The 23,628-nt window shown below is 49.4% G+C and carries 19 protein-coding genes; 1 reads left to right on the top strand and 18 read right to left on the bottom strand.

Annotated features, from left to right (window positions below):
* Positions 1-11 precede the first annotated feature (11 nt).
* Positions 12-1,004, top strand: a complete 993-nt coding sequence (locus PAEVO_RS05610) for a LacI family DNA-binding transcriptional regulator (RefSeq protein ID WP_100536656.1) — start codon at positions 12-14, stop codon at positions 1,002-1,004.
* An 84-nt stretch (positions 1,005-1,088) separates the two neighbouring features.
* Here PAEVO_RS05610 and PAEVO_RS05605 read toward each other — a convergent pair whose 3' ends face one another.
* From PAEVO_RS05605 to PAEVO_RS05520, 18 genes are all read right to left on the bottom strand, one after another.
* On the bottom strand, positions 1,089-2,513 hold the full coding sequence (locus tag PAEVO_RS05605; protein ID WP_100536655.1) for a glycoside hydrolase family 32 protein: 1,425 nt from the start codon (positions 2,511-2,513) through the stop codon (positions 1,089-1,091).
* Between the two features lie 2 nt (positions 2,514-2,515).
* Positions 2,516-4,174: a glycoside hydrolase family 172 protein gene (locus PAEVO_RS05600; protein ID WP_100536654.1), complete on the bottom strand. Its 1,659-nt coding sequence runs from the start codon at positions 4,172-4,174 to the stop codon at positions 2,516-2,518.
* A gap of 1 nt (position 4,175) precedes the next feature.
* Entirely contained in the window at positions 4,176-6,467 is a 2,292-nt protein-coding gene (locus PAEVO_RS05595; RefSeq protein ID WP_100536653.1) for a GH32 C-terminal domain-containing protein, read from the bottom strand.
* Positions 6,464-8,935 (bottom strand): PfkB family carbohydrate kinase, encoded by a 2,472-nt coding sequence (locus tag PAEVO_RS05590; protein WP_100536652.1) that lies wholly within the window; start codon positions 8,933-8,935, stop codon positions 6,464-6,466. The genes PAEVO_RS05595 and PAEVO_RS05590 overlap by 4 nt, the downstream gene beginning before the upstream one ends.
* Positions 8,936-8,963: 28 nt before the next feature.
* Positions 8,964-10,580 carry an ABC transporter substrate-binding protein gene (locus tag PAEVO_RS05585; protein WP_100536651.1) on the bottom strand — a complete coding sequence of 539 codons (1,617 nt, stop codon included), beginning with the start codon at positions 10,578-10,580 and terminating at the stop codon, positions 8,964-8,966.
* Between the two features lie 126 nt (positions 10,581-10,706).
* Complete coding sequence (locus tag PAEVO_RS05580; RefSeq protein ID WP_100536650.1) at positions 10,707-11,603, bottom strand: carbohydrate ABC transporter permease; 897 nt, start codon at positions 11,601-11,603, stop codon at positions 10,707-10,709.
* Positions 11,604-11,615: 12 nt separating this feature from the next.
* Positions 11,616-12,572, bottom strand: coding sequence for an ABC transporter permease (locus PAEVO_RS05575; RefSeq protein ID WP_100536649.1), 957 nt, complete (start codon positions 12,570-12,572; stop codon positions 11,616-11,618).
* A gap of 177 nt (positions 12,573-12,749) precedes the next feature.
* The gene (locus tag PAEVO_RS05570; protein WP_100536648.1) at positions 12,750-13,718 is read right to left on the bottom strand and encodes a LacI family DNA-binding transcriptional regulator; all 969 of its coding nucleotides are present in this window, start codon (positions 13,716-13,718) and stop codon (positions 12,750-12,752) included.
* Between the two features lie 111 nt (positions 13,719-13,829).
* Positions 13,830-15,050, bottom strand: a complete 1,221-nt coding sequence (locus tag PAEVO_RS05565) for an MFS transporter (RefSeq protein ID WP_100536647.1) — start codon at positions 15,048-15,050, stop codon at positions 13,830-13,832.
* Between the two features lie 121 nt (positions 15,051-15,171).
* Positions 15,172-17,679: a WG repeat-containing protein gene (locus PAEVO_RS05560; protein WP_100536646.1), complete on the bottom strand. Its 2,508-nt coding sequence runs from the start codon at positions 17,677-17,679 to the stop codon at positions 15,172-15,174.
* Between the two features lie 178 nt (positions 17,680-17,857).
* Positions 17,858-18,319: a DUF2269 family protein gene (locus PAEVO_RS05555; protein WP_100536645.1), complete on the bottom strand. Its 462-nt coding sequence runs from the start codon at positions 18,317-18,319 to the stop codon at positions 17,858-17,860.
* On the bottom strand, positions 18,316-18,942 hold the full coding sequence (locus tag PAEVO_RS05550) for a TetR/AcrR family transcriptional regulator (RefSeq protein ID WP_100536644.1): 627 nt from the start codon (positions 18,940-18,942) through the stop codon (positions 18,316-18,318). The genes PAEVO_RS05555 and PAEVO_RS05550 overlap by 4 nt, the downstream gene beginning before the upstream one ends.
* Before the next feature lie 28 nt (positions 18,943-18,970).
* Positions 18,971-19,423 carry a DoxX family protein gene (locus tag PAEVO_RS05545; protein ID WP_100536643.1) on the bottom strand — a complete coding sequence of 151 codons (453 nt, stop codon included), beginning with the start codon at positions 19,421-19,423 and terminating at the stop codon, positions 18,971-18,973.
* 191 nt (positions 19,424-19,614) lie between these two features.
* Positions 19,615-20,868, bottom strand: coding sequence for an MDR family MFS transporter (locus PAEVO_RS05540; protein ID WP_207797449.1), 1,254 nt, complete (start codon positions 20,866-20,868; stop codon positions 19,615-19,617).
* A gap of 338 nt (positions 20,869-21,206) precedes the next feature.
* On the bottom strand, positions 21,207-21,611 hold the full coding sequence (locus PAEVO_RS05535; protein WP_100536641.1) for an NUDIX hydrolase: 405 nt from the start codon (positions 21,609-21,611) through the stop codon (positions 21,207-21,209).
* 33 nt (positions 21,612-21,644) lie between these two features.
* On the bottom strand, positions 21,645-22,103 hold the full coding sequence (locus PAEVO_RS05530; RefSeq protein ID WP_100536640.1) for a DMT family transporter: 459 nt from the start codon (positions 22,101-22,103) through the stop codon (positions 21,645-21,647).
* Positions 22,104-22,142: 39 nt separating this feature from the next.
* Complete coding sequence (locus PAEVO_RS05525; protein WP_100536639.1) at positions 22,143-22,844, bottom strand: Crp/Fnr family transcriptional regulator; 702 nt, start codon at positions 22,842-22,844, stop codon at positions 22,143-22,145.
* 52 nt (positions 22,845-22,896) lie between these two features.
* Positions 22,897-23,322 carry a DMT family transporter gene (locus PAEVO_RS05520; protein WP_100536638.1) on the bottom strand — a complete coding sequence of 142 codons (426 nt, stop codon included), beginning with the start codon at positions 23,320-23,322 and terminating at the stop codon, positions 22,897-22,899.
* Between the last annotated feature and the right edge of the window lie 306 nt (positions 23,323-23,628).

The raw sequence follows: 23,628 nt of genomic DNA, 5'->3' as shown, positions 1-23,628 counted from the left end.
GAGGTATAGAAATGGCTAACAAAAGGGTTACTTTAGTTCAAGTCGCAAAAGATGCAGGAGTTTCTCCCGCAACGGTTTCCCATTTCCTGAACGGAAATTTTCAGAAAATGGGCTCGGAGACAAAAGAAAAAATCAATCTTTCGATAACCAAGCTAGGTTACCAAGTGAACCCTGTTGCCAAAAGTCTCATCACGGGCAGAATGCACACAATTGGACTCGTTTTATCAGACAGTACGGACGACGGTTATTTTGAAGACTTATACTTCCTGCATTTTGCACAAGTCATCAAACAACAATTAAAAGCATTGGGATATAAGATTATCTTGCTGGACTTTGAAGAAATCTTCATGAATATCCAAATGGTCGATGGAATTATCGTCAAAGCGACCATGGATACGGAAAAATTTATGCCTAGGTTAATGAACCTTAACGTACCGGTTATTACAATAGGACGCCACAATTTATCTTACGGTGCTCACATGCTACGCGTCGACGACTATCTAAGCGGTCAGACCGGTGTGAATCACTTATTATCCCGCGGCTATCAAAATTTGGTCATATTGACTTATCCGCACGGTCACGTTCCCGGATTCGATGATCGGCTGAACGGAGCCAGCGAGGCTTTGCAGCAGAACGGCAAACTAACGACGGTTATCACAGGAGATATGACGGAAACATTCGGATACGATACTGTAGTGAACCTGGCCCAAAACAACCAGCTGCCTCAAGCGTTGTTTTGCTTGAATGACATATCCGCCATCGGGGCCTTAAGGGCATGCAACGATTTGAACATTTCCATTCCAGATAAGCTCGCCTTATTAGGCGTCGACGACATGCCAACCGTCTCCGAACTGCTAGGCTTATCGACTATACGGCATCCTATCAACAAATTGGCCGAAGCCACTGCCAAACTGATGATCAAATCGATCGAGTCTGACGGTCAGCGCATCGAACCTGTCGAAGAAGTGTTCCCTACGGAATTGATGGTCCGGCGAACCAGCTAGTTGTTTTCTAGGAATGCAATCCGACAATTTAATTCAAAAAGTCGAGCAGGGAACGATGAGGTCACCTGCTCGACTTTTTCTATATTATCCTCTGGTCTCGATTTTAACATCGTTGAATTGAGCACTGCCCTGACTGACAAACAAGCCAAGCTTGCCCCGAGGGATATCGTACATTCTGGCACTCATCGCTATGTTCTCATCCACGTAAATTTCGCAAATTGATCCGTCCACCAAGATTTTGATTTCGTAAGGACGGTCGGGAATAAGTTCAATCGGACGTTCTAGTTCTACCTCATAAGGGAATGTTTTTCCCCCTTCTTCCGACTGCATAATCGCCCCTCGGAAAGTAAGGCGATCCCGCTGCGGTTCCAGGGTAACGTAATAGGCTTCATCCAACTTATCTTCCGTGCGCAGCATCACCCCTACACCTTGCGTTTGCCCGGTGAATGAGACACTGACGGAAATCTTGCATTGATTAGGCAATTCCTCCCGAGTAGTGCATCCGGCAAAGCCGTACGGGGACTCGCAGGAGAGATTGCGATCCGCAGCGAGCCAAGCTCCCTCAACACGATTAAAACGCACGGGCATCGGTTCATTAAATGCAGTATCAACCGTATCCGGCACTTTGACGCCGAGGGTGCCATCCGGACGCTGAACGATCTCATGCACGATCAGATTCCCACCCCAATCCCAAGTGTCGTAATCCTTGCCATGGGACTTCGGTGGATTCCACCCGAATAAATCGTCGTTTTTTGTCGGATTCCAACCAAACAGGTAGCGTTTCTGTCCGTCAGCCACGGATTTGGCCGCATAGAAGGCCCTCCCGTCAAAAGTATCCTCCATCGGGGTAATCCAAGGGCCATTCAGGCTACGGCTCATTCGGTAAAATGTTGCAAATCTTCCCGTATAAGAGGAGTAGATCAAATACCACCAATCCCCGATCCGGAACAAATCGGGGCATTCGTGAGCCCCCACGTGCAGATTTGGCGCGTACAGGGGTTCGCGGTACTCCCAGGCTTTCAGATCCTTGGATGACAGCAGCGCGGTGCACCCTTTCCGATTGGTCGGCCCTTTCGCCATCGCCGAAAGCAGCATCCAATATTGGCCTTCCTCTTCATTCCAGAACACGAAGGGATCGCGCCAATCGGAAAGCTCATAGATGCGGTCGTCAGCTGCAAAGGTATCCTCGGGAATGGGCTCCCAGGTCTTCAAGTCTCTGCTGATCGCATGACAGACCAGCTGCTTGCCCGGTGGAAATATGCAATAGAACATATGATAGATGCCGTCTACTTTCAGAATGTGACCGGTGCCGCCTTCGATCTTGCAGGCCCCTTCTTCACGATAATTCACGAAATCCTTCGTTCCTACAAGATACCAGCCGTGATCTAGGCCCTCCCGGTAATTTTCCCGCCAGCCGTGCAGATAGAACAACTTAAACTCCCCATCTTCATAATAGGGAATAACGTCCCCTACCCAGGCATTCTCCGGTCGATAGAAAAATTCCTTCATCTTCATCCCTCCTGATGGTTTAAGTGGCTTAATCGTTCATCCAAGGAAACCGGCATGTACGCATCACTTGTGCCCTGCTCCTGGTACCAGTAAACGGTGGCGGCATACAAACATCGATTCTTTAGGCCCCACTGATCCCCCTTATATTTCTCAATAAATCCCTCGAAGGAGTTCATGAAGGGAATATTGTCGCAAATATGAAAGCGGTTGACTGAGGTATGTCCGTTCGCATCCAGCTCTATGAACGGCTGGCTGGCGAAGGCACTGTCAAACATCGGAAAAGGCGGCTCAGCCGCCCAGGCATAGCCAATATAATCCTCGCTGCCCGTTCCAAACGTCGATGGAAAGGTTTCGCCATCCACGAAAAACTTCTCGTCTCCTTCTCCCCACCACCAGTCGATTGTTTTTCGATCCCAAAGCCCGTACCACCAGGTTTCGGATTCCTCATTCGGTGTCTCCCAGGTATTGTACACATGCAGATGAACGCCGCAAAATCTTCCCCGGCCTTTCGTCAGCAGCAGAGGCCAATCCGGCCAGCGATCTCCTTCTTCCTTGAAGCGCTCCGCATCCAGATCCAGATGTTGATCCCGGTGCCATTTGGCATGAAAACGCAGAAGGTTTTCTGCATGAGACTTAGGCAGCGGTGAATACCGGATATCCGCCTGAAGCTCGCATGCTTCCCGTCCCTCATTTTCAATTTCAATCCTCGCGCCCTCTGAGAACGGCATGTACCAGTAACTGTACATTTCATGCTCATTCATCCCCAGGGGCAGAGAACGGTACGGCTTGATCCCCGGTGCGCTGCCAAAAAAATCGCCCAATGGGGCCCATACCGAAGGCGTTGTCTCATTGTCCCATTTCATCGATAAGGTTAATTGTCTGGCCAACATCCGCTGTTGTTCCTCGCTCTTTCGTCCAAGATCCGTTCTGATCCGGATCATGGAGATCGCACCGGCCTCTTGTTTATCAAAAAGCACCGCTTTACCGCCTGCCGGTACGGTTACCGTAACGGTTTCGTCGGTTAGTCCCTCCTCTTTCATAAAGGAACGGGCTCCCCTTTGCTGTAAAACCCGGTCTGCTTCGGCCAGCGCAATGGCAGACTCCTTGTTGAAGCTGCCGTCAAAGGAAGGCAGCCTGACCCCGGCAGGAAAGACGGTGTACGTGATGTGGTAGTAAGCCCCCCAGCCTTTATCAAGCAGCACCTTGCAATGTTTTTGAAAAGGGATCGGTATAAAGCAGTTTCTGCCGCGGGATAACGTAGGCGACAGATTCGGAAAATTGGCCGGCGGCCCTTCTTGATTAAATTTTTCAAAATAATCCCGGAAAGGCTGATCGATCACGGGGGTGTCGGCATGATCCACAAAAATCCGAATATGCCCCTCCTCGGGAAGCGCCGACCAAACTCTCCAGATCACCCCGGGTCCGTCAAGTTCCATGGCGACAATGCTGTCTTCTTCTTTACGAAGGTAACCTCCCCCGTCATCATTAGCTCCCCAGTTCTCGTACAGACCTGTCTCGGCATTATAGACAGAGCTTCGGTCAAAGCTTGAGAAACACCCCGATTTCTCGCCAGCCTGCGGTGGCATCGCCAGCGCTTCGAGATCATATAATCGCTTCACGAGGTCTTGATAGGAATAAGATTGTGGTTCTGTTGAATTCATGTCAGGCGCTCCCTTCTTGCCAGATCGGCTTCATATCCCATACTTCCAGCGACGTTACAGTCAGGCCGCCGTCTCCCCAAATCTCCAGCCCCAAAGCATCCTTGCGGCTGGGGTATACCCGGGTCGTCAGGCTTTTCAGACCGTTGGCATAAGCTTCGACCATGGAACGGTCCAGATAAAGATGAAGCTTCAAATTTTCGCCCGCCAGCTCCAGCTTGCCGCCCTGGATCCCTACGCATCTTTCCCCGAGATGCAGCGTCGTTTTCGTCCGGTCGACCAGGAACAGCGATTGCTTCGCATCGTAATACAGCAACGTTTCTTCTTCTCCGTCCTGGGTGCGCCGGAGCTTGATTCCAAATTGCCGGGCGCTGTCCGGCTCGATTTCCAATTGAATCTCGAGCATGTCGCCTTGAATCTCCCGGAGCCGCACATTCGCCTCAGCGAGCGGCTTGTCCCGAAGCGACAGCCGCTTCTCCCCGCGCAGCGATTGCAATTCCTGAATCGGCTCGATTCCCAGCCGTCCGTCCTCCCGCAAATATACGCTGAGCGGCAAGCCGCCGTTATGGGCCCAACCCGATTGATATTCCAGCTCGGGCGTCCGGTCGCCTTGGGCGATCGTAAAGATAATGTTTCTGCCGGTTTTCGGATCCGCCATTCCGCTCGGTCCGGTAAAGTGGAAATCGCCGACGTCGATCAATTGCGGCTCATCCTGATCGGGAAGGAAAGTCAGATTTTCCTTGTCGAGCTGCCCGATCCAATAGAACACCTCCACATCCGCCCCCTTTCCCACCGGGCTGACCAGCAGAAGATGTTTGTCCACCCCTTGCTTGTCGGCACCAAGAGGAAGAAAGACGGGAAGCTCCCAGATCGGGCCAAGATAAGGAAACTTCTGAAGATCCGCTTGATAAAAGGGACCTTTGTACGTCCAATTCAGCATATCCTGTGAGGCAAACGCCAGGGCAGCCCCGCCGCCTTCGATTCCCGATCCGACCAGGGCATACCAGCCGTCATCGTCCTTCCAAACAAAGGGATCCCGGAAATCGCCGAAGGCGCCCATGCCCTTCTTCTGCACAATTAAAGGCTCCGGATGCTTCACCCAATGAACCAGATCCGAGTCTCCGTCTTGAGTATAAGTACCGCGGGCAAGCGCCACACTCTGATTCGGCGAAGCGCTGTCATTTCCCGCCGTAAAGAACAAGACCGGCAGGCCGTCCGCATCATAAGTCGCACTGCCCGACCAGATTCCGTCCGGCGCAAGTCCATCCTTCTCCGGCGCAAGCGCTACGGGAAGGTCGCGCCAATGCACCAGATCTTCGCTGACCCAATGTCCCCAGTGGATATGATGAAAGAAAGGGCCCAGCGGGTTATGCTGATAGAACAAATGATATTTCCCCTCAAAATAGATGGGCGCATGTGGTTCGTTCATCCAATGGGCCGGCGGGCTGACATGGTATTGCGGCCGGTGTCGGTCCGATAGCAACGGCGTTCGGTCCAGCTTGATCTCATCGTATTCTAAGGACGGATGGACGCCTCCGTGGGTTGAATCCAACACTTCCCGATAAGCGGCGGCTACCTCTTCCGCGCTTAGGGCTCGATGATGGATCTTAAGCTCATCGATCATTCCGCTGAACATATGCAGGCTGAAGGCTCGCGCCAACCGGCTGCTATGATTGTTTTTGCCGATGAGCAGCTCCGTGCCCGACGCCTCGACCAGACGGGAGCCTTGCGGCAAGGAAGCCGAAGCGATTTCGTTGCCGTTTAAATAAAGCTTCATCTCGCCCTGATTCCCATCGAACACCGCACTTATGTAAGACCATTCATTTTTGGGCAATTCATAGCCGTCAGGGGACCAAAGCTCTTTCCATTCGCCGCTTTCGAGCCCAAGTTGAAAGGACCAGGAGCCGTGACGGAACATGCCAAGCAGATATCCTTGCTTGCTCTCCCTGTTGTAGCGGTTTACGATTGCGGCGAGCTTCCCTCCTTCCCCCCATTCATATGAACGGGGCGCAACCCATACGCCAATGCTGAGCGCTGAAAGATATGCCGGCTCCCCGTCGGAATGGTCCTCCTTTAACGAATGGGCAACATAAGTCGAGTAACCGTCGAACAGGAGCCCGCTGCCCATTACGCCCTGTCTCCATTGCGGATCGCGCGGTTCGGCAAACTCCGCTTGCTTCAATACATATTGAATATTATCCCGGGATTGGGACAGGCTCTCCAGAGCGCTGTCCCCCCCTCCTTCGTCGAAAGCCCAATACATCATTAGCCCCCGATTGTCGGTACATTGGCTCACGCGTCATTCCCCCTTGAAGGCACTTCATCGGCACCTATAGGAAAAGGAACGGACTTAAGCGCATGAATATGGAATGAGTTCAATACAACCTGCCCCGAATTTGCGCTAACCTCCAACCGCTCGATCGGAGCCTCGGGGAAAATCTGATCTGTCAGCACAACGAGCCCTTCATTCGCATAGATCTCAACCGCATTGCGATCCAGCCAGATCTGAAGCTTAATTTTTCCATTGATCGGTGCCAATCTGGCCCCAAGCTCGCAAGCGAACGAGGAATGGAAATCGGTCAAACCCGAGTTCGAGCGGTCCATGAATAGCCACTCGCGCTCCGCATCGTAACCGATCCTCGTTTCGCTCTCTCCGGAGGATTTCAACCGGATCTGAACTTCGTTCCCGGACCGGAGATCGATGTCCGCTTCAATTTCCAGGAGATCGCCGCTCGTCTCCAGCGTAAACGGCGTTTCCGCCATCACCGTGACGTTCTCCCGGCTCACCATAGCCTTACGCAGTTGCTCGACTTCCCGCACCGGCATTTGCGTCAGCACCACACCCTCGTCGCGGCTCGTCAACGACAAGACCCGAGGCAACGTCATTGCGCCTCTCCAGGCTCCGGTTGGCGTCTCGTTGGCATATTTCCAGTTGCTCATCCATCCGATGATTACGCGGCGACCGTCTTGCTCAGGCATGTCCGACCAGGTCACGCCCGCATAGTTATCCCGACCATAGTCAAGCCACATGATATGATCAGCCGAATTGTCGTTGATGAATGTGTTTCCGTCAAACTCTCCGATAAAATATTGCGTGCGTGATCCTTCCGGAGCGGACGGGTTATCTCCAATGCTGATGATCAGCACCCATTTGGAGCGACCGCTGTCACCCACCGGCAATGCAAAGAGATCCGGGCATTCCCACACGCCGTCATGCGATCCCTCTCCTTTACCGAATTCGCCGGTCAGCGTCCATTCAATTAAGTCTTTCGATCCATAAAAACGGGCATGATCTCCCGCCACAAGCACCATCACCCACCGCTCGCTTTGCGGATGCCAGAACACTTTCGGATCCCGGAAGTCGACCAGATCCTCCTCGGCGAGAACCGGGTTCCCCTCGTATTTGTGCCAGGTTCGCCCTTTATCGCGGCTGTAAGCCAAGCTTTGCCGCTGGCGAGGTTGCCCTGTCTTCGGGCAGATGTCCGCATGGGTGAAGATCGCAACCAGACCATGCGAACCTTCGAACAGTCCGCTGCTGTTATTCCAGTCCACCACGCAGCACCCGGAGAAAATGGCTCCATGCTCATCCGGGAACAAGGCGATCGGCCGGTGCTCCCAATGGATTAAATCCGGGCTTACCGCATGTCCCCAGTGCATCGGCCCCCACTTGTTGCTATAGGGATGATACTGATAAAACAGGTGATATTCGCCTTCGTAATAAACTAAACCGTTCGGGTCATTCATCCAATGCGACGGAGGCGAAAAATGAAACCCCGGTTTGTACTTATCCTCGTTCCGTGTATTTGTCTCGAGCAGCTTATGAATTTCTTCTGTTGTTGGCATTGACTGAAGAGCCCCTTTCCGTGTTGTCACTAATGCACCGCCAGCATTGGCAAAAGTCAGCATGCTGATGATTTGCTGTTTTTCTAATTGATTTGGCGAAATTCTCCGTTCCAGGATTTGATATAATAAGCAGCCTAGAAAAGCGTCGCCGGCTCCGGTCGTATCGATGGCCTTCACTTGGAAACCCGGGACATAACCTCCATGAGCAGCCAATCGGTAGTAACAGCCTTGTTCAGCTAACGTAACGACAATGAAGGCGATGCCGAATTGTTGCTGTAACATGAGCGAGCCTTTCTCGACATCGGTTATACCAGTAATAAAGCAAAGCTCTTCTTCAGATATCTTCAAGATATCTGCATGCTTTATCCCCCAAAGGATATTCTGTTTCGCTACCTCCTTGCTCTCCCATAATGCAAGCCGGATGTTGGGATCGAAAGAAATTAGCCCCCCGACCTGCTGAGCCTTGACGACTGCCGCTCTTGTTGCCGTACGTGCCGGCTCATGGGTCATTGACAATGAACCAAAGTGCAGTACTTGGCAGTTCCCAATCTTGTCGAGCGGGACATCTTCTGAGCGCAACAAGGTATCCGCCCCCGGCTGGCGGTAGAAGCTGAAGGATCGGTTTCCGCTGTCATCCAAATGGACAAATGCCAGCGTTGTTTGGGCTTCATCCGTAAATGAAATCGCGCTCACGTCCACCCCGCAGCTAATCAACGTGCTATGCAGCAACGAACCGAAATGATCCTTACCAACCTTGCTAATTAATGCAGCTTTAACTCCTAAACGGGAGAGCGCAGCTGCTACGTTAGCCGGAGCCCCTCCGGGGTTGCATTCAAACTGTTCGCGTTCGTTTCCACCTGCCGAACGCCCTGCCGGAGTAAAGTCTATCAATAGTTCCCCAATGGCTATTACATCAAGCACAGTTTCTCCCCACCTGTCGTTTGATTATTTATCTATTTAGATTTGCACTATAACGATCCAGCCCATTTTGATAGATTTCCATCAACTCGTTCAAACCCATTTTCTCCAGCGTCTTCACATAGCTGTCCCACTGTTCATCCACACCGCCATCAACAATGAATTTTCCTCGTTGGGTATTAACATACTTAATCAATTCGGGCTCAATTCTATTGATTTTGTCCAGTTCTTCCGGCTCAAAGAAGATACTCGGATAGTTTTCCTTTTCCATATAGGGATCGTAATATTTCTCCAAGTCTTTAACGCGTTGCTGGGCTCTAGGCTCCAGATCAACTACTTTTCCCAAGTCTTCGATCGTAATGACGCCTGGTCCACCTGCGCCCGGAGCCACTTTTTGACGGAATTCGCCTGCTGAAGTACCCTCAGGAAGCGGCAGGTTCACCAATTTCCCATTCTCGTCCTTCTCGTAAACGATATCCAGCGGCCCCCAGTGGATTTGAGCAGCCATGTATGGTTCATACTGCTGATCGACCCAACGCATCGTAATTTCCGGATTCTTGTTCTCTTTTGTAATCACGAAAGCGCCGCGTCCTGGACCACCACCGTTGCCGCGACCGATCAATTGATCCCCGTTCGGTCCTTTGAGCGGAGACAGCAAAGCATAATCCTCACTTCGCTCCGGTCCGACCACCTCATCGACTTCCCACCAGATATATGAGCCGAGCGTTTCGACTGTTGTTTTCCCTTTAGCCAGATACTGAGCAGCATCCTGGGTGAAAGATTCAGGATCAATCAAGCCCTGCTTATACCATTTTTCATGGAAATATTTCAACGCTTCCTTGTATTCAGGCTGCGTAGCGGTAAAGATCACTTTTCCGTCGCGCACGATTCGATGTTCCATATTATCCGGAAGTCCGAAAGCTCCGAATATGCCAGCAATATCCATACACCACTGCATGTGCATAAAGCTCAACGGAATTTCGTCGGCCTTGCCGTTGCCGTTTGGATCCTGCGTTTTAAAGGCAACTAGTGCTTCCGTATATTCATCCAGTGTCTGCGGCATTTTCAGCCCCAGGTTGTCGAGCCACTTTTTATTGATAACGTGAAAGAAAGGGTTTGTTCCAAGGTTGTTCTCTTCCCACGAAGGCAGGCCGTAAATATGCCCGTCCGGTGCCGTAATCGATGATTTGATGTCAGGCCTGCGTTCCAAAAGCGCTTTCAGATTAGGCGCATATTGATCGATTAACTCCTCCAACGGAATGAGGGTTCCGTCTTCACCGTAATTAACGAGCTCATAATCGGAGAATCCAGCCCCGTAAAAAGCATCCGGCAAGTTGCCGCTGGCCAGCAGCAAATTCTTCTTCTCTGCAAAGTCGGTGTCCGGAATGTTCTCCCACTCGATCTTGACGTTCGTTTCCGCTTCCAATCGCTTGAAAATTTCCATCTGCGAGTACTCCGGTGCCAATGCGGCTTTCGGGGATACCATCTTTAACGATACCGGTTCATTCACAATCGGAAGACCCGTTTTGTTGAAATTCGCAGCCTGATCGGGATTTTCTGACTGGTCTTTGCTGCCCCCTGAACATCCACTCAGCACAAACGCTCCGGCCAGCATAAGAATTCCTGCTCTTTTGAATACAGATTTCATTGTACATAACCTCCCTTTAGATCATTGCACAAGCTAGATAACGCTCTTAGTTCTTCATCAGGATTGGTCTGGATGCAGATCTATCAATGCTGCTGCACATCCCCCCTTTCAAGCACCTTTACAACATCATCCCTTAATCGAGCCGATCATGACGCCTTTGACAAAGTACTTTTGAAGGAAAGGATACAAAATCAGCAGCGGCAGGCTGGAGACAATGATGACACCGTATTTGATCAACTCCGTAACCCGCATCTTCGCGGCGTAAGACTCCACATCCACCATCATGCCGGAGTTCACCTGATTCTGGACGAGAATGTTGCGCAGCACGAGCTGCAACGGATATTTACTTTCGTCATTCAAATAGATCAAAGCGTCAAAGAAACCGTTCCAGAAACCGACGACATGATACAGCACCATGACGGCTATTATGGACTTGGATAAAGGCAATACAATGCTCCAGAAAAATCGGGTGTTGGAACAACCGTCGATCGAAGCAGCTTCCCACATTTCATCCGGAATGGATGACTGGAAGAAGGTCCTTACGATAATGACATTCATGATGCCGCCGGCACCTGGGATCACAAGCGCCCAGAGCGTGTTCAGCATGTGAAGATCCTTGATTAACAAATACGTAGGGATCAACCCGCCGCTAAAAAACATGGTGATCAATAAAAACCACATGATAACAGGTCTTCCAACCAGATCCTTACGGGCTAACGGATAAGCAGCAAATACGGTAACCGCTACTCCGATCAAAGTTCCGATACCCGCATACAACAGGGAGTTGGCATACCCGATCCAAATGGAGGAATCGTTGAATATTCGTTCATAGCCATCGAGCGTGAAGCCCTTCGGAAATAACCATACTTCCCCCGAATAGATTAGATTGGGATCACTGAATGAAGCAATCAGCACAAAATACAGCGGAAATAATACGATCAGCATCACTACGGTCAAGAAGAAATAGTTGATGGCGTCGAACCAAACGTCTCCTCTGCTTTTTCTCTTCAATAATTGGTTCAAAGTGAATCCCCCCTACCAAAGACTGGTTTCCGTTAATTTTTTGGCGATCCGGTTGACCATGACAATCAGGATGATATTGATGACGGAGTTAAACAGCCCTACGGCCGTGGAAAAGCTGTACTGCGCCTTCTGAATCCCCAATTCGTATACATAAGTCGGAATAATATTCGAAGTCGCATAGTTCAGATCGCTTTGCATAAGAAATGCTTTCTCGAAACCGATGCTCATGACATTCCCCAGTGCGAGAATTAACAGAATGACAATGGTTGGCAAGATGGACGGAATGTCTACGTACCATACACGCTTCCATTTACTTGCCCCATCCATAATCGCGGCTTCATGCAGTTCGGGATTGACCCCGGCGAGCGCAGCCAGGTATATAATCGTGGCAAAACCGGTCTCTTGCCATATGCCTGACAAAATGTACAATGGACGGAACCATCCTTCGTCAGCCATAAATAGAATGGGTTCACCACCGAACCAGGTAATGATGAGGTTCACGAGTCCGCTGTTTGGCGATAAAAAAACATGGAGCATACCGACGAGCACAACGGTAGAAATAAAGTGCGGTGCATAAATGACGGTCTGGATAAATTTCTTGTATCGCTTACCCAGCATCTGATTCAGCATGATCGCGATAATAATCGGAGCCGGGAATCTAAACACAAGCGATAGAAAACTGAGGGTTAGCGTATTTTTCATGATCGTCCAGAAGTTATAAGAATTAAAAAAATCAATAAAATGCTGGAAACCCACCCATTCGCTGCCCCAAATACCCTGGCTCGGTGAAAAATCCTTAAATGCAATTTGTACTCCGTACATCGGATAGTACTTGAACAGGAGATAAACCAGAATAATTGGCAGCAGGAACAGATACAGCTCATAGTTGCGTTTGACTCGACTCCAAGTTTTACGATTTTCTCTGATGAGGGGTTGTTGTCCCCCGGAATCTCGTGAAATCACCGTCATACTCCCCTTCTTCGTAAAATGATTATATGTTATTGAAACGTTTCCAATTTAATTGAAACGTTTCCAATTTTGCATGAGAAAAACGCCACCCGGTTAATCCACCTGTAAAACAGCCGTGGCAGTTGATGTTTTTCCAATACTAAATTAAAGGGTACAGCTTTTAATTCTCTTGAACAATCAAGTCGTTTCACCTTGCCTGAACATGATCGGAAGACGATAAACTTCCCGGTCCAATGTTACGCCATCAATCTTTTTGAAGAGAAGTTGTATCGTTGTACGAGCCATCTCCTCAACAGGTTGTCTGATCGTTGACAATATTGGATGGAAATACGGATGATCCTGAATCCCGTCATACCCGATAACCTTTACATCCTCCGGAACGCGAATGCCCAGCCTACCTGCTCTTTCGATATACTTGGCAGCAAACATATCCGTAATGGCAAAAATACCGTCCACGTCCCGATACTCATTAAAAAACTCGTTATAAAAGGCATCATCGTCTACAACCGGGTCTGACTTTTCGTAAATAATATAGTCGACTCCCATGGCGTTGGCTTCATGAATAAAACCTTCTCTCCGGTTCATAGTTTCACTGAAAACGGAAGTGACGCTTCCCATAAAAGCCGGTTTACGGGCACCCGCCTTGACAAGCTCCCTTAATGCCAGACGCCCTCCTTCATAATTATCCGAAGTAACGCATGTAATTTTCTTGTTGAAGTGCCTGTCGATACTGACAATCGGGATGTCATTACTCACGTCATTTTCGATATCGTTGTAAGTAATGCCGACAATACCTGCCACTTTGTTTTGCCGAAGCATATCAAGGTAATACAATTCCTTTTCTGGTTTGCCGCCGCTATTGCAAAGCATGAGCTTAAAACCTTCCCGATCCAACTCATCTTCAATATAATAAGCGAGTTCGGAGAAAAAGGGATGCCAGATACTCGGCAGCAGCAAGGCTACCATCTTGGACTTCCGCATTTTAAAATTTCGGGCAATTTCATTAGGAATATAATTCAACTCTTGTATGGCCTGCTCGACTTTTCTGCGAGTTGCGGGTTTAACGGCGCCCGAATTGTTAATAACGCGGGACACAGTTCCCACAGCTACGCCAGCTAAATTGGCAACATCTTTAATACTAGACATCTAACCCCCCACTTATTCTCTCTTTTATGGAAATCATCATAACACCAAATTGGAAACGTTTCAATATCTCTTTTGGAAACGTTTTTTTACAAAAGAAGAGCCCGGTTCTAATCAAACCTGGCTCTTCCTGCTTTGATAAAGGATTCGGTTCACCTTCTCAGAGCTCAGCAGCATGATCAGCGCAAACAACAAAATGACGACGGGAAACAAACCTATCGATACATGGGCCGCAACGATACCAAACAGTGGGGGCAATATCGTGGTGCCGGTATAGGCAACAGCCATCTGATAGCCCATGATTCTGGACGATTGGGCTTTGCCGAAGCGGGCCGGCGTTTCATGCAGCAAACAAGGAAAAATGGGGGCAAGCCCAAGTCCGATGACAATGAGTCCGATGAGAGAAAGATAGGGATGCAGCGGCAGCAATAACAGGATAGAACCGGCAATGGCCGTCACTTGCCCTGCACGGATGAGCGTCCGATTGTTAAACCTCAGCGTTACGAACCCGGTAATGAATCGCCCGAGCGTAATACCTCCATAATACAAGGATACCCATACTGCTGCTGTTTCCGGAGGCAGATTTCGGGTTCCTACGAGAAAGCTCGCTCCCCATAAACCGACGGTCGCTTCCACTCCGCAATAGAACAAAAACGCCAACAGGGTTATCTTTACTCCTCTGATTTGAAGCGGCTTTCCTTGCTTCCGGACCATGGCTTCATTGCTATCCGTTGATTCATTTCCCGTTTGGGCTTCAAGATTGCCTTGAGGCTGCTGATGCTTGCCCGCCACGATCCTCCAGAGTGGGAGCGTGAGCAGCAGGATGAAGACCAGAGCGAACTGCAGCATCGATACGGTATAATATCCGTCCCTCCATGCATCGTTAGTTCCTATGGAATAGGACATGATAATCGGCCCTAACGTTGCGCCTACACCCCAGAAGCAGTGCAGCCAGCTCATATGGTGGGCCTTATAGTGGTTTGCCACATAATGGTTCAACCCTGTATCGACCGCCCCTGCACCTAAACCAAGCGGAATCGCCAGTAGAATGAGCCAGAACAGCGATGGCGCATACGAAAAACCGAGCAGCGCACTCGCCGTTAACAAACAGCTGACAAGCGTAACGATACCCGTCCCGAAGCGTTCGATCACGCTCCCACTAAATAAGCTGGACACAATCGTGCCTCCGGTTACGACCATGGATAGCAACCCTGCGGATTCGAAAGCAGCACCGATATCCGGCTGCATGGCCGGCCAGGCGACTCCGAGCAAGGAATCCGGAAGCCCTAAACTAATAAAGGCCAAATAAATAATAAGAAGAAAAAATGTTACCACAAATGAAAGTCCTTTCTACGCTATGATCATGAACATAAGTAAGGGGAGTTTTCATCTATTCTAAACCTTGTTCGGTCATATGGAAAGATTCGGCACGGCTTTAATTCTAGAAGATGAAAGGTTAGGCATGAAACGCATTCCAGAACTCACCCTCGGTATTGATCATGTCCTTGATCTGAGCAAAAGGAATCGTGAACGTCGGAAAACCCGCTGCGTAAGGGGCGATCTCATAGGGTGCAAACACCAAATGAAGCGCGTTCTCAGTCACATAGAAGGTCTGATCGGCAGCGATACCCGTATAACTGTCCGGAAATACATACGAATACTGAGGATCCTCTTGTATCTGCTTGCCAACGATCCGGCTGAGCTCCTTCACATAAGCGCTGCCCGGCTTAAACAAGTCCTTCAATTCATACATCCTGCCGTTCTCCAGATTGATAATGGCATATACTCTGGTTGGCATGCCATGCGCGGCACCGAAGGGATATTGATAACCGTTCAACTCCAGTTCGAGCAGGTTCTGCTTATAGAAAATGACGTCAAAATCGCCTGAATAAGAATAATCAAGCTGTTGATTCTCAGGAATGAATTTCACCTGTGACATTTCCTTAAGCTTCGTATTCAGCGTTTGCTGAGCTGCTTGATCCCTCATTCCTTCGATCTGTGGATAATAGACCAAGTAATCCGGATTGGGTTTATACTTTTCTTCCATTACCTTATATGGTTGTTGCAGCGGAATCACTGTATTCTGCTCCCATATGACCTGGCCCGACCGGTTCAGGTAAGACAACCGCTGATCGACCAGGGCTTTAATCAATCCGCCTGCTTCCAGCGTAAGCGAACCGCTGCCGTTCACTCGGGGATACCTTGGCGCCGGTCTGCCGGTTCGATCAATAAAATACGTCTGCTTCGCATCATAAACCGAGGCCAATCCGTGCCTGTATTCAGAAACTTCCTTATATACAAAATCAGATAGCTTCTTCCCATCCCTATCTGCAATGGCGTATATCGAGCCAATATACGGCTGCGCAGGATCCATCGCACGTCCAAGCGCAAACCGGTCTTCATTCAAATCCCGAATATCATTATATTCCGGCTGGATTACCCATTCGCCCTGCTTATTAATGACGCCATACTTCGACTTGTAATCTTCAGCCGTGTTGACGATGGCTCTGCCATGATGAAAAGGAAATGCCGAAGTATATGTCGGCGGAATGACTATGTTCCCCTGCTCGTTGATATAGCCGTGTTTGCCAGTGCTATCCTTCTGAAAGGCAAGCAAGCCATCGCCTGGCGGTCCGACATAGGCGAACGGATAGTTAGCCAATCGGCGGCCATGGAGATCAATGAGCGCGTAATGATGGTCTTTTATTTTCACAACAGCTTTGCCATCGACAAAATCATTCTCTTCCTCATATTGCGCCGGGATCACCTCTTGGCCCGCGGAGTCGAGGTATCCGTAGCGGCTGTTTGCGCCATCTCCACTGCCATTATCGGTTACATAGTAAACCGCCCTTCCTTCTTTAAGCTCTGACATATACGGATATCCTCGTCGTGTCAGCACTTCCCCTTGTTCGTTGATCATCTTAAACCCTTGATCATCGATCACGGTCGCTCGACGCTCCGAGAACGGGCTGATGGACTGATATATAGGCTGTACTACGAAACGGTCAGACCTGTCGATGAGACCATACTTACCGTTTACGCCTACAATCGCGAGACCATTGTCCTGAAAATCCTGCGCATCATCATACTTAGGTTGAATAACCATATGTCCACTACGATCCATGTATCCCCACTTCGTTCCGTCGGTTGTCTTCACAGATGCCGGAAATATCCCGACAAGCTGCTGTGGCTGCCCTCTGCTTGCCAGCATCTCCTTGATCCGCCTCTCAAGTTCAAGCAGCGTTTCACGCGCCGGGTAGGGTTCTGCAAACGTGAGTGCTTTGCGGACCGACACAAGAGCCGCCTCCGGCATCCCGGCCCGATATTGTGCATCCGCGAGGTAATACCAATAATAAGAATAATCCGGATGTTCTTGCGTCAGTCTCTCGTAGTACCTTACAACAACAGGGAAATAATAGGGGTACACATCCGGTGCAGTCACTAACGCCCCCTGGCTCCATCTAACGACCTCGACTCGATAAGCCTCGCCTGTATCGTGAATCCAAAGCGCGATTTCAGCCTGGCCATCCGGGCCTGAAGCACCCGGCATATCCACAATATCGATATAACTGTAATATATATCAGCAGGTGCGATATCTTGAAGGCCCTCTGGCGTCCAGGCGTATATCGACAATTTTGACCAGATGGAACCGAGCTGCCAACCTACGATTAATTGATTCATACCTGGGTTCAACACAGGAGCCGCCGTCAATGAAGTAACCCCATATCCCAGTCCCAAGACGTTGGCAACGACCTCATATCCGCCATTGCGGTAAAGCAGCACAAATAAATAAAGCTCATGATCCAATCGGGACACACCGGCTATCTCTGGTATGTGATCTCCCGTGACGTCGGCTGCGATAACTGCGGGATGTTCGATAGGCGTATCGATTCGTACAAGTTCAGCACCTTGTGGCAGATAGGCCATAGCTATTTGTGCCAGCTGCTGGTCGTTAACAGACATTTGGACATCCTCCCTTGTTCAGAGCTTTCTCGCCTAATCGTATGCAGACGATGGTCAAATATGCACCTGAAGGCGTTGAGGGGAAGCACTTCTGACGCCCTAAGTTTCCATTGTCGGTTGACAGGCAAATCCAAAAAACGACCTGATCACCTTAGGCAATCAGATCGTTCTCTTCGCTTCAAAATGGCTTGCTGACCATGAAATACAATATAACGACCGGCAGCAGTGTGGCTATCGTCCCGCCTACCGCCCAATATACCGATGCTCTTTTATAATTGACTGAAATGACCCCATCCGTTATGGATTGTTTACTATGCCGAATCATCCCTTTTTGCAGCGGAATCAAAAAACCAGCCCACAGGATCCCCGTAATGCCAAACAGAATCAAGGAAGCCACCAGCCAGCTCATTCCGCCCATACCATATCCGGCTTGAACAGCCATCACAACGCCTGAAATGATGATCAGCAGCAAACCTGGCAGGGTAAATACCATATCGGCTAACATGACATTCTTAACCGTGTTATGGATTTCTGCCGGATCCCCTTTCAGATCAGCTCTTACTTTCCAGAAAGCCGCCGTAATGATATTGCCGAGGAATAACACACATCCGGCGATGTGCAGAAATAACCATAACGTCATAAGCCATCCTTCCCCTCTTCTTGGTGATTGGGCCGGAGAATGTCGATGATGAAATCCGCATAATCCTTCGTGCTGAATACATGACTATCTACGCCGATAAGCCCCCGCATCCGTAGTCCGAACGATAACAGCTCAAACAGCTCAGCCGTCCGTTCCGCATCGATGGATTCCGGTATGACCCCTGCTTCCTGGCCTGTAACAATCCATTTCTTCGAAGTTGCAGTCGCTTCCCTATAGAAGCCAGCCACAATATCGGCGATCTCGGGCTGATCGCTTTTGCCAATAAGGTACATTAAGATCAGGTTGCTGACATCGTCACGACTTTCCAGTCTCGACATGCTGTTGGTAATGGTATTCATCGGTCCGTCAAACTGCTTGATGTCCCCCTGCTTATTCACTTCGCTCATGAACTGCTCGTTCTGCTCGGCAAGTTTCGCTCGTAATACGTGCACAAACAGCTCATCCTTGCTTGAAACATAATGAAATATGGCCCCTTTGGACAAGCCGGAACGTTTCATAATGTCATTAAGGGTGGTTTGGCTGCAGCCTTGCTCCCTTATCAATTCTTCCGTGGCTTCAAGCAGTATTCGCTTGGTATGCTCTCGCCTTTCTTCCTGCTTCATCTCATAACTCCTCCCTGATGATCATGGATTACCCCTGTGGTGGAAGCCATCCCGCCATGAGAACCGCTGCCAGAAACACGATTTGCAGCATCGTTCTCGGTCCGATTGGAGTGACCGGCTTGCCGCCGAGTGACAAGTGGTGATTCGCTGCGTATACATTGGCAGGAAACATGCCTGCCAGCATCAGGGCCAGACCTGCAGATGCCAAAGCTGTGGTAGCCGGAATAACGATGAGAATCGCGCCTGCAATCTCCAGCACCCCGGTGATGGTAACCATAAGCGCAGCTTTCGGTATTCCCGGCGGGATCATGGCGATCAGATCGGGTCTTCGTTTTCCCCAGTGGGCAGAAGCTGTTACCAGAAATAGGACCGCAACCGCCAACCTGAGCGAAATGACCCAATCATTTACATACTCCCAGCCTGCGAAACCCAGCGTCCGAAACAAAAGCAGCGAAACCAACATGGCAACAAAGGGAATCATCAACCTCACCAACCTTCCGAATTTCGTAACCTCATTATATATACCGACCATCGGTTTGTAAATATGAATTCCAAATTTATTCCTTTGAAGGCTTTTGGCTCGTTCAGTATCTCATTCAAAAAAGAGAGCAAGCCTGCGGCTGTTTTCCAACCGGGCCAACTCTCATTTTCTACTCTCATATCATAGACCTGTTATGCAGCGCCTTTTTCTTCTACATATATTCGAAATAGCAGGATATACAATACCACGCTGATTAATGCCGATATCAAGATAATGCTGAATATCCCCATTGGCGGCAGCCAAGCAGACAGAAATACCGTCACCGGAGCCAACAATCTTCCGATCGTATACTGCAAGCTGTCAGCTCCCATATACTGCCCTCTTGCATGCTCAGGTGCATAACGGCTGATAAAACTTTGCGTCACCGGTGAACGAACCATTTCTCCGAAAGTGAAGATAATGGTTACGAAGAACAAAAACCAGATGTTCGTGTTCAGCCCGAGTGCAAAAGTACCTACTCCGGATAACAAGGAAGACAGTACGAATACGTCACGCTCCTTCCAGTTCCGAAACCACTTGGTTACCGGAAGAATAAATAGAACGAACAGGAGCCCGTTAAGGCCCAGCACCCACCCTAAAATCTCCGTGCTCGATAACATTACCGAATGGCCGTTCCAGGAGAACAGCGTCTGGGAGGGCACATAATCGATGACATATACCGCCAAATACAGGTCCAGCTGCATGATGGTTACAAGGGCAAATATCCCTGCCAGTATGTACACCAGAAACACTTTATCCCGAAAAATGATGCCATATCCCTTCCACTGTTCCTTGAATACCTGAAGAATCGAACCCGTACCCGTCGGCTCTACGCTTTTCGGAGGCGCTGGCAGGGTTTCATGAACGATGAAGTAAATCGCGATGAAATAGATCAGCAATACGAAGGAACAAGACCACAGGAGCTCTTGCCGATACTGAAAAAAGAAAATGGCTCCAAGAGCCGGACCAAGCACGGCCCCCAAGTTGTTCGCTGTCGTGAACGTTGCAAATACCTGCCGTCGTTCTTGAACAGGAACCAAATCGGCGACCATCGCGGAGCTGGCGGGTCTATAGATGGCTCCCCCGAATCCGATGCCGATAAAAGCGGCATAATCGATCCAGTGCGAGGGCGACAGCGCGAACAGCGCAAACATGACCGTCTGCAGCGAGGCGCCAAGCAGCATGACAGGGCGACGTCCTAGCCGATCGGCTAAAGCACCGCCGAGCAGGCTGCCGATGATGCTGAATATCGGAGGAACCGTCATGAGGATTCCCGCGATATGATTGCCTAAAGCCGCTCCGAAATAAACCGTTAAGAAGGGAAAGTACATCCAAAACAGCATATTAAACAGCGCTTCACCCAATAATCGAACCTTTAAATTGTTATCCCATAATCGTATTTGCACAAAACTCCCTCTCTCCATCCGAACAGCACAAGTTAATAAGCTTACGATATAACACGTTTCCCGGCCGGGTATTACAAACTATAAAACATTTCCCTGGCAAAATATAGACTTATAATGAGCGCTGAGCTATACTAATAATATGAAAGCCGAATACTGTCCATTTCAATTTAGATGACCCACAAAACGAACATTTGTTCCATATAGGAAAGACGCTCCCGCGGGAGCGTCTTTTTTCGGTGCATGGATCTGTTGATGTATCCTTCCGTTGGACCGGTTTGGATATAGAATACGCTCATCAGGTTGGCAGCCTGGATGCAGGATGCTTTTCTCAATGGGGCTTAATCAGCCAGTTTCTTCAATTCATGCAAATGATCGAAGATCATCTGGCAAACCTCAGAGACCCGCTCCCGATCCTTATACGTTAGCCAAGCCAATTCTTCGATTTCCGAAGCCGGACTTAGCTCTCCTTCATACTCCGCCGTGTAACAGGACATCGTTACTCGAACGCCCTCCGATTTTCCGTGAGCGCCCGCGCGGAAGCTGCCTGCATTCGCCGCGGTCTCCGGTTTGATACGAACGGACAGCTCCTCCTTAATTTCCCGCACCAGTGTATCGATATCGGATTCTCCCGGTTCCCGTTTTCCTCCCGGCAGGTAGTAAGTATCCTTCCCTTTGGAACGAGCGCCCAATATGCGTCCATCCCCAATGTGGATCCAGGCGACTTTGTCAATCTCCGTTATCATATGGATTCCTCCCCTTATCATGTAAACTTCATGCTAAGCCGTTTCTTGTTGTTCCCGTTTCCCGCCTAATTTAAATACGATTATCCCCCCGACAATCACAAGAACACCGATCAGCTGATTCATGGTAAACGGAACCTTCTCTAACCCTAACCATCCCAAGGAGTCCCACAACAGCGCGAAACCGAGCTGCGAGGTCATGACAATTGAAATGGCGAACGTGGCACCCAGCAGCCTTGTCGCATGCACCAGGCAAATCACCACGCCGACCCCAATCAACCCGCTAATCCAGTACCATGGCTCCATGTTTTGAAACGCGAACGTTCCTTTGCCTTCTACAGCAAGACTCATGCCGAACGAAGCCACGAAGCCCATGCCTAACACCAACGTCGTTGTAGACCAGGAGCCTGTCTTCTCATTCACTCTATTATTGAAAATGTTCTGCAAACTAACCAATGAACCCGCGATGAGGGCCAATACCAATCCTGCTAACATGTTCCATCTCCTTACTTCATGATTCATCATCACTGTGTGTTATTCTTCGTAAATATTGCCCCCCGCTACACGCGTTAACGCATCCCGGTCTTTGATCAGAATGTACCCCTTATGACGCTCGATCAGCCCTTCCTGACTGAATTTCAGGATCACCCGGTTTAAATGCCGATAGCTGGTTCCAAGCAGATTCGCGATATCGGTCAGGTTGAACGCGGCCGGGTTATGGGTAGCCAACGTATCCGACTCCTCCTCCGAAACAGACAATAAATAGCTAGCCAGTCGTACCTCCACCGGATGCAGCAAATTAAAACTCAAAAAATTGGATTTAATATAAAATTTCCGGGTAATGATCCGCAGCAAAAATTGAAGCAGCGGCGGATGCTCTTGTCCGTATTTGCGAAGCCAGCGATAATGCACGCCGATCATATAGACCGATGATACGGCCTGTACCGTATTAATCAACGGATTGCCTTGAATGTATTCAATATCTCCGATCACCTCTAGCGGTGTTTTGAAAGATAGAACAAGCGCTTTGCCTTCCGCTGAGGTCGTGAAGATTTTAATCTTCCCTTGAACCAGGATATACAGCATCTCGGCCGGCTCGCCTTGCGTGCAGACGATGTCGCCCTGATCGAAGTGATATAACACCAGATAAGGCATTAAATCATCGTGAAATACGGACTCGATCTGATTGCTCAGCAACAAATGCTGCATGAGCTCCGCATTATGAATTTCCTTCACGTCCCTCACTCCTTTCCCCGAACACTCTATCTAATGAACCGAATTTTCCATATCACAATTTGATAATCACGACACCGGCGATCATCATTCCGATCCCGATGAATTGCGGCAAGCTCATTCTCTTTTTCACCACGCCAAACCATCCGTTGCTGTCGATCAGGAACGTTAAGAATAACTGGGCGATCAATAACGCGGATATCGTTAATGTAACACCGATGTTCTGAATCGCTGTCACCTCGCTGAATATAATGGGTGCCCCCAAGGCTCCTCCGATTAGATAGAGCGGCTTCACTTGTCCAAATCCTTGTCTGCTTCCGTTGCGAACGAACAGCAGAATAATGAAAGCCATAATAAATCCGGTCAACTGCGTAACCGCGGCAGCTTGCCAGGTGCCCATATCCTGACTAATTCGGGCATTGGCCACCCCTTGCAGCGTAATGCAGGCACCGCCAATGAATGCAAATAAGATTCCTCTCACGATACATACTCCTTCTTCTATAGGTCTGTATACTATTAAAAGTGAATACCCTAAACTCAGGAAAGGACATATGTCCTGAAATGACGTAAATTCCAAATAAAACGATGTCCCAGACACGAATTTCATTATATACTATCGGTCGGCTTGGCAGGTGACATACAAAAAGCTGCCGGAATTTCCTTGGCAGCTTAAGGGATTATCACGATGACGTGACTTATACATATTCAGGATGCCCATGCCGCTTGCAGCCGAACCAGTAACATGCGGTTAGCGTGGAGGGCTGATGATCCGTGATGGAATAATACC

This window comes from Paenibacillus sp. GM2FR (assembly GCF_002803325.1).
GTDB lineage: Bacteria > Bacillota > Bacilli > Paenibacillales > Paenibacillaceae > Paenibacillus_AQ > Paenibacillus_AQ lautus.
The sequence above is the reverse complement of the archived record's forward strand: the minus strand, read 5'-3'. Positions and strand labels throughout refer to the sequence as shown.